At 71.9% G+C, this 13346-nt stretch carries 14 protein-coding genes; 9 read left to right on the top strand and 5 right to left on the bottom strand.

Features of this window, described 5'->3' with window-relative positions; translation table 11 throughout:
• Window positions 1–141: 141 nt before the first annotated feature.
• Together DN051_RS35345 and DN051_RS35340 are read left to right on the top strand one after the other, a co-directional pair.
• Window positions 142–531 carry an ArsR/SmtB family transcription factor gene (locus tag DN051_RS35345; RefSeq protein WP_053757989.1) on the top strand — a complete coding sequence of 130 codons (390 nt, stop codon included), beginning with the start codon at window positions 142–144 and terminating at the stop codon, window positions 529–531.
• Window positions 528–1019 carry an SRPBCC family protein gene (locus DN051_RS35340; protein ID WP_053757935.1) on the top strand — a complete coding sequence of 164 codons (492 nt, stop codon included), beginning with the start codon at window positions 528–530 and terminating at the stop codon, window positions 1017–1019. The genes DN051_RS35345 and DN051_RS35340 overlap by 4 nt, the downstream gene beginning before the upstream one ends.
• 55 nt (window positions 1020–1074) lie before the next feature.
• Here DN051_RS35340 and DN051_RS35335 read toward each other — a convergent pair whose 3' ends face one another.
• A complete protein-coding gene (locus tag DN051_RS35335; RefSeq protein WP_112442639.1) occupies window positions 1075–2790 on the bottom strand; it encodes a helix-turn-helix domain-containing protein in 1716 nt (571 codons plus the stop codon).
• A 157-nt stretch (window positions 2791–2947) separates the two neighbouring features.
• Between DN051_RS35335 and DN051_RS35330 the strand changes: the two genes are divergently transcribed.
• From DN051_RS35330 to DN051_RS35315, 4 genes are all read left to right on the top strand, one after another.
• Entirely contained in the window at window positions 2948–4696 is a 1749-nt protein-coding gene (locus DN051_RS35330) for an FAD-dependent oxidoreductase (protein WP_199314753.1), read from the top strand.
• A 46-nt stretch (window positions 4697–4742) separates the two neighbouring features.
• Window positions 4743–5612 (top strand): intradiol ring-cleavage dioxygenase, encoded by an 870-nt coding sequence (locus DN051_RS35325; protein WP_112440690.1) that lies wholly within the window; start codon window positions 4743–4745, stop codon window positions 5610–5612.
• Entirely contained in the window at window positions 5609–6700 is a 1092-nt protein-coding gene (locus tag DN051_RS35320; protein ID WP_112440688.1) for a maleylacetate reductase, read from the top strand. The genes DN051_RS35325 and DN051_RS35320 overlap by 4 nt, the downstream gene beginning before the upstream one ends.
• A 133-nt stretch (window positions 6701–6833) precedes the next feature.
• The gene (locus tag DN051_RS35315) at window positions 6834–7748 is read left to right on the top strand and encodes a YceI family protein (RefSeq protein ID WP_053757931.1); all 915 of its coding nucleotides are present in this window, start codon (window positions 6834–6836) and stop codon (window positions 7746–7748) included.
• 105 nt (window positions 7749–7853) lie between these two features.
• On the opposite strand, the gene DN051_RS35310 is transcribed toward DN051_RS35315, so the two are convergent.
• Window positions 7854–8099 carry an OsmC family protein gene (locus tag DN051_RS35310; RefSeq protein WP_246040697.1) on the bottom strand — a complete coding sequence of 82 codons (246 nt, stop codon included), beginning with the start codon at window positions 8097–8099 and terminating at the stop codon, window positions 7854–7856.
• A 376-nt stretch (window positions 8100–8475) separates the two neighbouring features.
• On the opposite strand from DN051_RS35310, the gene DN051_RS35305 reads away from it, so the two are divergent.
• The 3 genes from DN051_RS35305 to DN051_RS35295 all read left to right on the top strand — a co-directional run bounded on the left by DN051_RS35305 (window position 8476) and on the right by DN051_RS35295 (window position 10557).
• The gene (locus DN051_RS35305; RefSeq protein ID WP_112440687.1) at window positions 8476–9528 is read left to right on the top strand and encodes an alpha/beta fold hydrolase; all 1053 of its coding nucleotides are present in this window, start codon (window positions 8476–8478) and stop codon (window positions 9526–9528) included.
• Between the two features lie 132 nt (window positions 9529–9660).
• Window positions 9661–9855 (top strand): hypothetical protein, encoded by a 195-nt coding sequence (locus tag DN051_RS35300; RefSeq protein WP_053757929.1) that lies wholly within the window; start codon window positions 9661–9663, stop codon window positions 9853–9855.
• Window positions 9856–9996: 141 nt separating this feature from the next.
• Entirely contained in the window at window positions 9997–10557 is a 561-nt protein-coding gene (locus DN051_RS35295; RefSeq protein WP_053757928.1) for a CGNR zinc finger domain-containing protein, read from the top strand.
• Window positions 10558–10666: 109 nt separating this feature from the next.
• Here the strand turns inward: DN051_RS35295 and DN051_RS35290 are convergent, their stop codons facing one another.
• The 3 genes from DN051_RS35290 to DN051_RS35280 are packed head-to-tail and all read right to left on the bottom strand — an operon-like array spanning window position 10667 to window position 13326.
• Window positions 10667–11242, bottom strand: a complete 576-nt coding sequence (locus tag DN051_RS35290) for a transcriptional regulator (protein ID WP_112440685.1) — start codon at window positions 11240–11242, stop codon at window positions 10667–10669.
• Window positions 11243–11281: 39 nt separating this feature from the next.
• Window positions 11282–13015, bottom strand: coding sequence for a helix-turn-helix domain-containing protein (locus DN051_RS35285; RefSeq protein ID WP_112440683.1), 1734 nt, complete (start codon window positions 13013–13015; stop codon window positions 11282–11284).
• The gene (locus DN051_RS35280) at window positions 13012–13326 is read right to left on the bottom strand and encodes a helix-turn-helix domain-containing protein (RefSeq protein WP_079000659.1); all 315 of its coding nucleotides are present in this window, start codon (window positions 13324–13326) and stop codon (window positions 13012–13014) included. Before DN051_RS35280 ends, DN051_RS35285 begins: the two co-directional genes overlap by 4 nt.
• Window positions 13327–13346: the final 20 nt, after the last annotated feature.

Below are 13346 nucleotides of genomic sequence, written 5' to 3'. Positions count from 1 at the left end.
CCTGCGAGCCGTTCGTGATCATACGCATCGGGTGCGGGGCGGCGGCGGGTTACCCCTCGGCCACCCGCTGTCCCGGCTCGGATCGGGGCGACGCGACCCGTGCGACGCGATGACGCGTAACCCATGGGTTACGCTTTTCCCGTGGACGAACTGACCGACGTGGCCGCTGCCGTCGCCGATCCGGTGCGCCGGGAGATCCTGGTCATGTTGCGGCACGCCCCGCTGACGGCGGGCGAGATCGCCGCCCGGTTCTCCATCAGCCGCCCGGCGGTCAGCCGTCACCTGCGGGTACTCCGCGAGAGCGGGCTGGTGCGGGACGAGCAGCACGGGCGCCACCGGCGCTACACGCTCGTCCACGTCCCGCTCGCCCGCCTCAGCGAGTGGCTCGTCCAGTTCGAGGGCCGCCGGGCCCCGGACTGGTCCCGGCAGCTGGCGGCACTGGACACCGAGGTCCACCGGGCACGCCGGGAACGCGGCCGATCCGAGCCCGCCGGCACCCCGAGCACAGCACAACAGAAGGACACCGCATGACTCTCGAACCCTCCGGCCGGCTCGTCCCCACGGCGACGGGCCACGACCTGATCCTCACCCGCACCTACCGCGCCTCCGCCGAGGACGTCTGGGCGAGCGTCACCGAGCCGGAGCGCACCGCGCGCTGGTTCGGCCCGTGGCGCGGCGAGGGGGCTCCCGGCCGCACCATCGAAGTGCAGATGGTGTTCGAGGAGTCGGACGACTGGATCCCGGTCCGGATCGACGCCTGCGAGGCACCGCGCCGGCTCGCGGTCTCGACGCAGGGCGAATCCGGCTCCTGGTCACTGGAGCTGCTGGTGGCCGAGAGCGACGGCGTCACGGAGCTCCGACTGGTCCACCACCTCACCTCCAGGGAACACCTCGGGGAGACCGGACCGGGCTGGGAGTACTACCTGGACATGCTCACCGCGGCCCGCACGGGCGGACCCCGACCCGACTTCGCGGACTACTACCCCGCGCAGAAGGCGTACTTCGAGTCACTGGGCTGACCCTTCTCCGTGCGCCGGCACGTCGCGGCGCGGTGGTGACCGGGGCGGTGCGGGCTCAGCCGAGATAGCCGCGCAGTTTGCGGTACAGCGTCGCGCGCCCGATCCCCAGCGCCGCCGCCGCGCGTGTCTTGTTGCCCCCGTGGCGGTGCAGCGCCTCCAGGATCGTGACGCGTTCGGCGTGCTCCATGGGGCTGAGCTGCCGCGGGGCGGGCCCTTCGCGCACGGCTTCCGGCAGTTCGGACCGGCGCACCGGTCCCGTGACCCGGCGGTCCTCCGCCAACGCTTTGACGACCCGGCCGAGTTCGGTGACGTTCCCGGGCCACGGGTAGCGCTCCAGCGCGCGCAGGGCGTCCAGCGTCCAGGTCAGCGGCGGTCGGCCCGGGGCGGAGCGCGGGGTCAGGGCCCGCAGCAACTGCCGTATGTCCTCGGCGCGTTCCCGTAGTGCCGGGAGGGTGACCGAGCGGGCGCCGAGCTGGTCCAGCAGGCGTTGCAGGCAGGGGCCGGGCTGTGTGCCGGGTGTGTAGGTGACCAGCAGCCACATGTGCGGGTGCGTGTCGAGCAGCGAGTTCAGGGCGGCGACTGCGGGCTGCGCCATCCGCTCGGCGTGCCGGATCAGCAGGGCGCGGCCGTCCACGAGGTCGGCGGGCGGGCAGCCGAGTTCGACGCGCTCCGCCGCGTCGACGATCCGTACGGCGTGGCCGGCCAGGAGTTCCCTCGCGAGTGTCGTCTTCCCGGTGCCGCGCTCACCGGTCAGCAGCAGCGGTTCGGGGGTGCGGGCCAGTTCGACGGCGCGTCCGACCGCGTAGCGCCAGGCGACGGAGGAACCGGTCAGGGTGAGCCCGGCGGAGGGCATGATCGCCCGTACCGGTTCGCGCAGCGGCCGCAGTGCCGCCACGATCCCCACGACGGCCCCGTCCTGTCGCACCTGCGTGATGCGCGCGGTGCATGCCGCCGTGTCCGGCAGCACCGGCTCGGCCGTCTCGTTGCCGCGTCGTGCGGCCACCGCCGTACGCTCCAGCGCCTGCAGCACCTCGGGCGTCAGCACCCGCTCCGCCTCGGCGCTGATCAGGCGGTTGCGGCCGTCGAGCACGGCGACGACTGCGCCGTCCGGCGTCCGGGTGGCCCGCAGATAGGCGTCGAGCAGGACGCGTTCGGTCTGCCCCGCGCGGGCCAGCAGTTCGGCCTCGACCGCGGCGGTGGCCCCCTCCACGAGTGCGGCCTGGGGGTGCGGCCGGCAGCCCGCGCGCATCCCGGTCGCGACGGTCAGTGTGCCGAGCGCCTGGGCACCGTCCGGTGCGAGCACGGGAACGCTGACCGCGGACACCTCCTGCCAGCGGTCCAGGAAGTGCTCGGGTCCGTGCACCTCGCCGCGGCGCCTCGTACGCAGCGCGAGCGCCGCGCTGTTGTGGCCGACCGCCCGCTCGGACAGGTCCGCGCAGGCTTCCTCCCCGTCGAGGCTTCCCGCGCTCCAGAGCACGCGCAGCCGCTCGTCGGTGAGCAACAGGAGCGTCCCGTCGCCGTCCAGGGCGGGGGCGATGCGTTCGAGTACCGGGCGGGCCGCGGCGAGCAGCGCCGACGGCTCGCGCGGCGGCGGCCCGGCCGACGTCTCCCGCAGATCGCGCGGCACACCGAAGAACCGGGCGCGCCGCCAGGCGGCGACGACCTCGTCGGGTACGCCGTCGGGCAGCGGTTGCCCAGCCAGGAACCTCTCGCGTGCCCTGCGCAGTGTGGGGACCGCGAGGCCGACGGGGGCTTGTTGTGTGGTGGTCACGGCGACATCCACCGTACCGGATTCAGTTGAACAAACAACAACCTTGCCGCCGTACCGCACCGGAGGGCGTGCGGCGCGTCTCGTAATGAGACACCCACGGCCCGTCCGACTCCGTGACCATGAGCGTTCGATGTCCGTTTCCCCCAGGAGCGTTCCCGTGTCCACAGTCGTCGAGACCGACGTCCTGATCGTCGGCAGCGGCCCCGCCGGCGCCTCGGCCGCCCTCGCCCTGAGCACCTACGGCGTGCCCAACATCGTCGTCACCCGCTACGCGCGCCTCGCCGACACACCCCGTGCGCACATCACCAACCAGCGCACCATGGAGGTACTGCGCGACCTCGGCGTCGAACAGGACGTCGTCGCCCTGGCGACGCCCCAGCCGCTGATGGGCGACACGACGTTCTGCACCAGCCTGGCGGGCGAGGAACTGGGCCGGGTCCGCTCCTGGGGCAACGACCCGCTGGTCCAGGCCGCGCACGAACTCGCCAGCCCCACGCGGATGTGCGACATGCCGCAGCACATCATGGAGCCGGTGCTCGTCGACGCGGCCGTGGCCCGCGGCACCAAGTTGCGCTACCAGACCGAGTACCTCTCCCACACCCAGGACGCCGAGGGCGTCACCGCGACGGTCCGCGACCGGCTGCGCGGCGACACCTACGAGATCCGCGCCAAGTACCTGATCGGCGCGGACGGCGGCCGTTCGCGGGTCGCCGAGGACGCCGGCCTGCCGATGGGCGGACAGATGGGCGTGGCCGGCAGCATCAACATCGTCTTCGACGCGGACCTGACGAAGTACACGGCTCACCGCCCGTCCACCCTGTACTGGGTCCTCGCGCCCGGCGCCACGGTCGGCGGCATCGGCGCGGGCCTGGTGCGCTGCGTACGCCCGTGGAACGAATGGCTGATCGTCTGGGGCTACGACGTCACCGCCGGTGCCCCCGACCTGACGACCGAGTACGCCGAGTCGATCGTGCGCAAGCTCGTCGGGGACGACGACATACCGATAACCGTCAAGTCGTCGTCAGCATGGACCGTGAACGAGATGTACGCCGAGACGTACGCCAACGGCCGTGTCTTCTGCGCCGGAGACGCCGTCCACCGCCACCCGCCGTCCAACGGCCTCGGCTCCAACACCTCCGTCCAGGACTCCTACAACCTGGCCTGGAAGCTCAAGTACGTCCTCGACGGTCACGCCGCGCCCGCGCTGCTGGACTCCTACACGGCCGAACGCGCCCCGATCGGCCGGCAGATCGTCACCCGCGCCAACCAGTCGATCCGCGAGACCGCACCCGTCTTCGAGGCGCTCGACGGGCTCGACCCGCAGACCCCCGAGCAGTTGTGGGCCAACATCGCCGCCCGCAAGGACGCCTCCGAGGCCGCCGAGAAGCAGCGCACCCGCCTGCGCGAGGCGATCGCCTTCAAGGTGTACGAGTTCAACGCGCACGGCGTCGACCTGAACCAGCGTTACGTCTCGGACGCGATCGTGTCCGACGGCACCCCCGACCCGGGCTTCGACCGTGACCCGGAGCTGTTCCACCAGCCCTCCAGCCGCCCCGGCGCCAAGCTCCCGCACGCCTGGATCACCTCGGGCTCCCGCACCCTCTCCACCCTCGACACGGTCGACGGGGGCCGGTTCACCCTGCTGACGGGCATCGGCGGCGACGACTGGGTACGGGCCGCGAAGGCCCAGGACATCGAGGTCGCCACCGTGGTGATCGGACCCGGGCAGGACCACGAGGACCCGTACGGCGACTGGGCGCGCCTTCGGGAGACGTCCGACGGCGGCGCACTGCTCGTACGGCCCGACGGCTTCGTATGCTTCCGGCACGCGTCTGCCGCCGCGAACGCCGACGAGGCGCACGCACTCCTCTCGGACGCACTGCGGCGCGTCCTCGGAACCACGTGACCGCATGACCCGGAGCGGAACCGAACGCAGAACAGGAGGAGCCGCGATGACCGACGACGTGAACGGAACCGGCGTCACGAGGGAGGCCGTCGCCAGTCTGGCCGCGACCGCCGACCCACGACTGCGCGAACTGCTCACCGGCCTCGTCCGCCATCTGCACGACTTCGCGCGCGAGACCCGGTTGACGCAGGCGGAGTGGGAGCAGGCGATCGGCTTCCTCACGGCGACGGGACAGGCCTGCACCGACACCCGGCAGGAGTTCATCCTGCTGTCGGACGTGTTCGGTGTCTCCATGCTGGTGGAGACCCTCGGCGGCGAACGGCCGCCCGGCACCACCGAGTCGACCGTGCTGGGCCCCTTCCACCTGACCGAGTCCCCGCCGCGCGCACTGGGCGACGACATCGACCTGGTGGGCGGCGGCGAACCCTGTGTGATCAGCGGCCGGGTCCTGTCCGAGGACGGCACCCCGCTGCCCGGCGCGGTCCTGGACGTGTGGCAGGCGGACGGCGACGGCCACTACGACGTGCAGCAGCCGGAGTCACAGCCCCCGGGCAACGGACGCGGGGTGTTCACCGCCGACGACAAGGGCCGGTTCTGGTTCCGCACCTGCGTGCCCGCGCCGTACCCGATCCCCACCGACGGCCCCGTCGGCGAGCTGCTGCGCGCCACCGGCCGGCATCCCTACCGCCCCGCCCACATCCACTTCATCGCCACGGCACCGGGGCACACGCCCGTCACCACGCACATCTTCGTGGCCGGCAGCGACTACCTGGACTCCGACGCCGTGTTCGCGGTCAAGCAGAGCCTCGTGCAGGACTTCACCGACACCGACGACCCGGCACTGGCCGGTGAGTTCGGAGTGCCGAACCCGTTCCGGCACGCCCGCTTCGACCTGGTCCTGGAACAGACGTCATGAGCCTGTCCCCCACGGACTTCTCCTACGACAGCCCGCCCGTGCGGGTCGTCTTCCGGCCCGGCGCGGCCCTCACCGCGCCGCCGGAGGAGGCCGAACGGCTCGGTCTGCGGCGTCTGCTGGTGGTCAGCGGCAGCCGCGGTGAGTCCACGGCGCGGGCGGTCGCGGACTCCCTGGGCGACCGCTGTGCGGGACTGCACACCGACGCCCGGATGCACGTGCCCGTCGAGATCGCCGTCCGAGCGGTGGAGGTCGCCCGTGAGGTCCGGGCCGACGGGATCGTCGCGGTCGGCGGCGGCTCCTCGATCGGGCTCGGCAAGGCGATCGCGCTGGACACCGGACTGCCGCTGATCGCGATCCCCTCCACCTACTCGGGGTCGGAGATGACCCCGGTCTGGGGCCGCACCGAGGACGGCGTCAAGCACACCGGCCGGGACCCGGTGGTCCGGCCCCGCAGCGTGGTCTACGACCCGCGGCTCACGCTGTCCCTCCCCGTCGCCCTCACCGTGACCAGCGGCATCAACGCGCTCGCGCACGCCGTCGAGGCGCTCTACGCACCCGACACCTCGCCGCTGGTCGGGCTGATGGCGGAGGACGGTGTACGGGCGATGACGCGCGCGCTGCCGCGGCTCGCCGCGGACCCGGAGGACATCGACGCGCGGAGTCAGGCGCTGTACGCGGCGTGGCTGTGCGGGACGTGCCTCGGCGCGACCACCATGGGGCTGCACCACAAGCTGTGCCACGTGCTCGGCGGCTCCTTCGGACTGCCGCACGCCGAGACCCACACGGTGGTGCTGCCGTACGCACTCGCCCACAACGCGCCCGCCGCGCCGCAGGCACTCACCGCTCTGCGCCGGGCACTCGGCACACAGGACGTGCCGCACGCCCTGTGGGAACTGGCCGGCCGCCTCGGCGCGCCCCGCACCCTCGCCGAACTCGGCCTCGGCGAGCAGGACCTGGCCGCGGCCGCCGAGCAGGTGACGGGCCGGCCCTACGCGAATCCGCGCCCGGTGACCACGCAGGAAGTCCTGGAGCTGCTACGGGCGGCGCACCAGGGACGGGAGCCGGGCACGGCGGCGACCGTCTCGTAATGAGACACCCGCGCCGTGGGCGCGTGCCACAAGATCAAGAAGGGGGGTGTCCGCTGTACAGGCGCGGTCGTTCCGGCCTGCCCGGGAACGCCTTCGCGTGCCGCCGCGCCACCTGTGAAGAAAGGTGAACATCATGGCCCTCGCACTGCTCCGGCGTCGGCGGTCCAAGGTCGCCCCGGCCGAGGCGGCGGGCCTTTCCCTCGCCCTCCCACCCGGCGCCGGCGCCGTCGCCCGCGAGATCGTCGACCCGGTGGGCACGCCCATGGCCGCCGCGGAGGTGACCGTCACGGCCCTGGACACCCACCGCGTCGTCGCGCGCGGCACCGCCGACCCGTACGGCTACTTCCTCGCCGCGCTGCCGCCCGGCCGCTACAGCCTGCTGATCACGGCGGACGGACTGCGCCCGCACCGCGAGACGATCGAAGCCGTGGCCGACACCGCCGCACCCTGCGAGCGCGTCTGGCTCCAGCCGGCCGACGCGCTGGAACTGCCGGTGCCCGGTGTCTGGCTGTTCGACCCGCCGCACACCGCGATCCGGTTCATCGCCAAGCACGTGGGGATGGCGCACGTCCACGGCCGCTTCGAACGCTTCGAGGGCGGCATCCAGATCGCCCAGGACATGGCCGACTCACGGGTCCACGTCCGCATCGACGCGTCCAGCATCACCACCGGCAACACCACCCGCGACAACCATCTGCGCTCCGGCGACTTCCTGGACGTCGACCGCTTCCCGTACATCGACTTCACCAGCACGCGGTTCGCCTACCGGGGCGGCACCAAGTGGACCCTGCAGGGCTCGCTGACCATGCACGGCGTCAGCCGCTCGGTCGCCCTGGACACCTCCTACCTCGGCATGGTCAACGGCGGCTACGGCGAGGAACTGCGCTGCGCGGCCCTGGCGACCGCCGAACTGCACCGGGAGGACTACACCCTCAACTGGCGCTCCATGCTCGCGCGCGGCATCGCGGTGGTGGGCCCGACGGTGCAACTGGAGCTGGACGTCCAGGCCATGTACCGGACCGCCGACACACCGACCCCGCCCAACTAGGAAGCACGCGGAGACACCCGCAGGACCAGCAGGAACAAACAGAGAACGGCCTGGGTCCGGCTCCCCGACGGGGGCCGGACCCAGGCCTGCGTGCCGACGCGTGTGTCACCACCCCACGGCGGTGGCGTTCACCGTGACGGGGATGTTGCCCCGCGTGGCCTTGGAGTAGGGGCAGAGCTGGTGGGCCGCGGCACCGAGTTCCTCCGCGGTCGCCTGGTCGACACCGCCGAGTTCGAGGTCGAGCACGGCAGCGAGGCCGAACTCGCCGTCGTCACCGTGGTGGAGCGTGATCTCCGCGGTGATGGCGGTGCCGGCCGGCCTCACCTTGCGCTGCCCGGCGGCACGGCGCACGGCGCCCAGGAAGCAGGCGGCCCAGCCCTAGCTGACTGCCATGGCTGGCTCTCCATCTCGTGAATCAAGAACCTTGCCGCCCCCGGACACCTCTGTCGCGTCACCGGCTCAGGCGGTCACTCAATGGTGACCCTTAGCGCATCACCGGTCAAGATGGTGATGCAAGAAGGTTGAGGAATGGCACTACCCCCAAGAGAAGCGCGGCAGCAGGCGCACCCGCCTGAACGGCGGCCTCATTCGTCACTTGTTTGACCGGTGATCGACTCTGTGCCAGAGTCGATCACGCACGCCGGCGGTGACCACGTCACGCGGAAACGTCCGAACCCGATCACCATGGAATGCGGGTCGGCACCCGGAAACGCACGGAGGGCTTCACATGATCAACAGGCGTACCTTCAGCAAGGCACTGGGCCTGGGCGCGGCGGCGGCCTCCCTGGCCGGCCCCGGCGCGCCGGCCGCCTCCGCCGCCCCGCGGAGCGGACCCGAGACCCCTGCCGCTGCCGCCGGTGGCAGCGGGACGCTTGCGTCCTTCCCGCGGCTGAAGCAGGTCAGGGCCGGCCTGCTGAACGTCGGCTACGCGGAGCTGGGCCCCGCCCACGGCCCCGCGGTCGTCTGCCTGCACGGCTGGCCGTACGACATCCACAGCTACGTCGACGTCGCCCCCCTGCTGGCCGCGGAGGGCTACCGGGTGATCGTTCCGTATCTGCGCGGCCACGGCTCGACGCGGTTCCTCTCCGACCGGACGTTCCGCAACGCCCAGCAGTCGGCCGTCGCCCTCGACATCGTCGCCCTGATGGACGCCCTCAAGATCGACAGGGCCGTCCTGGCCGGATTCGACTGGGGATCGCGCACCGCGGACATCATCGCCGCGCTCTGGCCGGAACGCTGCAAGGCCCTCGTGTCGGTGAGCGGGTACCTGATCACCAACCTCCAGGCCAATCTGAAGCCGCTGCCGCCGAAGGCCGAGCAGACCTGGTGGTACCAGTACTACTTCGCCACCGAGCGGGGCCGGCTCGCCATGCAGGACAAGACCCTGCGGCACGACCTGACCCGGCTCGTCTGGGACGACGTGTCACCGACGTGGGACTTCGACGACGCCACCTTCGAGCGCACGGCGGCGGCCTTCGACAACCCGGACTACGCCGCCATCGTGATCCACAACTATCGCTGGCGGCTGAGCCTCGCCGAGGGGGAGCGCCGCTACGACGGCGTCGAGAAGCAACTGGCCGCCCGGCCCGTGATCGAGGTGCCCACGATCACCCTGGATCCCGAGCGCGACCCCTTCACGGCCCCCGGCAACGGCGCCTCGTACCGGGACAGGTTCACGGGCAAGTACGAGCACCGAACCCTGAAGGGGATCGGCCACAACGTGCCCCAGGAAGCGCCGGCCGCCTTCGCCCAGGCGGTCGTCGACGTGGACCACTTCTGACCGGTCGGCCGGCCCTGCCATCACCCCCGGCAGAACCAATCACCTGTTTGACAGGTGATGCACCAGGATGCGAATCTGAGGCGCCCCGAGTCGGACGACTCGGTCCGCCTGGAAGTGAGCGGAGGATCGACTGTGGACATTCGGATCACCATGGACGGCGCTGCGGCGGCACGCCTGGAACGCTTCGGCACACTGCCCGAGCGCATCCGCCTCGAAGACATGACCGCGGACAAGCCCGACGCGGCGGACCAGCCGGAGAGGGGCGCCTACAACCCCGAGGGAGCCTGGACGTCCTTCAACTGCCTGGCCTACGACCTCGGCCTCTGAACCCGCGCCCCACGACTCAGCCACGAGGCCGACGCGGACAACTCGACGCGGCCGCCACGGAGGAACCCACCTCGGTGGCGGTCACCATGTCAAGCGGTGATGACCCTTGTCACATCGTTCATCACCTGACAGAATGGTGACGTGAATCTCGACCACGCCTTTGTCTGCGGGGATCCGGCCCTCGACTTCGCCGCGACACTCCGCGCGCGCCGTACGAGGCGCTTTGAGATGTTCACGACGCCGGACAGGCTGAACGCATGGTACCTGGAGTCCGGCATCGTGGACGCGGTCTCCCCCAGCCAGGAGGCCGACCTGGAGCAGGCGAAAGCCGTCCGGGAAGCGGTCTACGAACTGATCACGGCCCGCCGCCTCGGTGAGGAGTACGCCGGAGCGGCACTGACCGTGGTGAACAACGCGGCACGCCGGCCGTCCGCGGTGCCGCAGCTCACCCCCTCCGGGCGGTGGACGCAGGCGACCCCGGACGAAGCTCTGTCCCTGGTGGCCCGCCACGCGGTGGAACTCATCAGCGGCAAGGACGCTCCCCTGCTCAAGGAGTGCGCCAACCCCGAGTGCACCCGCACGTACATCGACCGGTCGCGGGGCATGCGACGGCACTGGTGCGGCATGGAGTCCTGCGGGAACAAGATCAAGGCGGCCGCGTACCGCGCCCGCAAGAAGACCGCGCAGGCACCGGCCCTCTGAGACGGACCGCGACGGCATGAGCACACCCCGCCGCCGGGCCGGGCCTCCCGCGCGACGGCGATGACGACGCTGCGACGACCGACCCGTGACGGTCTGCGACCGCCGGGTGCTACGCGGCGAAACCGATGTTCGTGACGTACTCGTACTGACCCCATTCGGAGCCGAGGTCGACGACCACGTCACTGACCCAGGCCTGGTCCAGGGCTTCGAGGTCGTCCGTCACCCAGGCCTCGACGACCCGGTCCCAGTGGCGGACGTTGACGGTGCGGTAGCCGATCGGGCGCTGGCGCGGCCGGTCCACCTGGGACTGGTTCAACGGGTGGAACTCCACGCGGGTGCCGCGGCCCTCCCGGTTGAGCCGGGCGAGGAGGTAGCGGGCCACGTTGTGCCGACGGACCGTCCGGTAGGCGGTCTCGATACGCGCGAGGTTCCGCGCCGACGGGCTGCGCCCGCCCTCAAGCCACGCCCTCAGCGTGCGGTCGGTGACGGTCAGACCGGCCTCGCGTGCCGCCGCGCGGGCGTGGTCGGTGCGGGTCAGGTAATGCAGCCGCGCGAGCAGGCCTCGGCGGGCCGTGATCGGTGTGACGACGAACCCGGCGAGCGCGTCGAGCTGCCGGGCCGCGGCTTCGTGCCCCTTGATGCCGCGTGCGCCGTACTTGCCGAACTCGATGTTGCGCTCAGGCACCCCCGGTGCTCCTTTCCTCGCGCGGGCAATCTACCGGCTTCAGTCGTCGGCACCGTCACTCTCCGCGCCGGTGTCCGTCCCGACCCGGTACACGTCCTTGACCTTCACCTCGGTGACGCCGCGCCCTTCGGGGAACACGGCTCGCCAGTCGCCGATCACGTGGAGTTCGTCGGTACCCATCGCGCGAACGACCATCAGCCCCTCGTCGTAGGCGCGGTGCGCCTTCCACCACAGGTTCACGAACGCCTGGGAGCGGATCAGGTGCATCCAATCCGTGCGGTACAGCTCCCGGTTGTAGTTCGACTCGCCCAGCGTGGAGACGAACTTCGAGTACATCGCCTTCACGTACTCCAGCGTCACGTCGTCGGCGTCGGCGATCGCCCGGTCCCGGGCGTCCTTGAGCGCCACCCGGAACTTCTCCAACAGGTTCTCGGTGGCGCCCGAGGTCCACGACTCGTGGATCTCCGGCGGGTCGCACAGACCGTGTCTCGGATCCGCCAGGCGCAGCAGCAGACGCAGGGTGGGCTCCGTCACCCACAGCGGACCGGGCTCGTCCCGGCTGCCGATCGGGTTGGGCAGGTAGTCGTCGTGCTCCCAGGCGGGCGGGGTGATCAGATGGACACCGGCACGGCGGCGGTCGTGGTGGTCGCCGGTGGCGTGTTCCAGCTGTCCGATCGGCAGATGCGTCTTCAGGGCGGACAGATACGCGCCGTTGATGTCGAGAGCGGTCACCTCGTGCTCGCCCGGCGGCAGTTCGTGCCGGGACCACTTGGGGCGCGCCTCCCAGATCTGGTCGCTGCCGCGGGCGCTCTGCTTGCGCAGGATCTCGGGCAGCCACGGGTGGGCGATGACGTCGTACCGCCCGCCCTTGCGTGTCTCGTCCAGCAGCGCCATGGCGTCCGGGATCGCACGCTTCACCAGCGCCCGGGTCGCCGCCTCCACGTCGCCCTCGTGCCGGGCGAGCACGGCTGCGACGGCCGACCCGACGAGATCCGGCGTGTCGGCCGTCTTCAGCCGCCGCCCGACGGGCACGACCTTGACCCCGCGACTCGCGCCGCCGGGCGCGGCCCCTCCACGCGCCGCACCGCCGGGTGCCGCCCCACCACGGGTGGCACCCCCGGCCGCCGGCCCACCGCGCTTCCCCGCACCGCGCTTCACGGCGACCTCCGCGTCGGCAGCGGGGGGCTCGTTGCGGGCGTGCCGGGGTGCCGACGTCTCCGGCTGCGGTGCCGGCGCCTCCGGCCGCGCGGGCCCGGCCGAGCCGCACTCACCCGGGTCCAGGTGCTGCGGGAAACCGGCGACCTGATGCAGGGCGGGTTGCCCGCACAGCACACAGGGCTGGGGCGCGGCGAGTGCCACGACGTCGTCCTCGTCGGCGCCGGGCCGCGCCGCGACGGAGTCGCCCTGCTCGGGGCTCCTCGGCCGGGGCTCCTCGGCCGGGGGCCCATCGGCAAGGGTCCGCTCGGCCGGGTCCGCATCGGCCGAGTGCTCCTCGTCCGGTGCTTCCCGGTCCGCGGATTCCTGCGCCGCGGCGGCCAGCTTGGCCCGCGCTCCCTCGAGGAAGTACGCGTACTTCTCCCGCACTTCGCCGCTCGGATCCCGTCCGGACTCCCATCCCCCGACCGTGGAGGGGCTGACGTCCAAGGCTTGCGCGAGCTGGGCACGCGAGAGGTTCAGCCCGTCACGCAGGGCACGCCGCTCCTCGGCGGACGGCAGCGGGACCTCCTTGCGGGCCCCGGCCAGCAGGGCGTCGATCGCACCGAAATCCGTCACCGGGCTCCTCCGTCCCCAACAACCGCGGGGCGCACAGCGGTTGTCTGCCGCTGCGGAGCGCGGCGTCGTGCTGCGGGCAGTGCTTCGGTGGCCCGGGTGGGTCCCGCGAGGAGGTCGAGCACGTCGATGCCGTAGTGCTCGGCGACCGCGTCGCAGTCGGCCAGGCTCCACGCGGCGGTGCCCGACTGACGGCGGCTCACCTGGGCCTGGCTCACGCCCAACGCGCCGGCCAGCCCGGTCTGCGACTCGCCCGCCGCATGCAGGAGAGCCGCCACCGCGGACCGCACTCTCTCGTCGAGGCTCATACCCATGGCGCCGATTCTGCCATGTG

Origin of the sequence: Streptomyces cadmiisoli (assembly GCF_003261055.1) — a bacterium.
GTDB lineage: Bacteria > Actinomycetota > Actinomycetes > Streptomycetales > Streptomycetaceae > Streptomyces > Streptomyces cadmiisoli.
The sequence above is the reverse complement of the archived record's forward strand: the minus strand, read 5'-3'. Positions and strand labels throughout refer to the sequence as shown.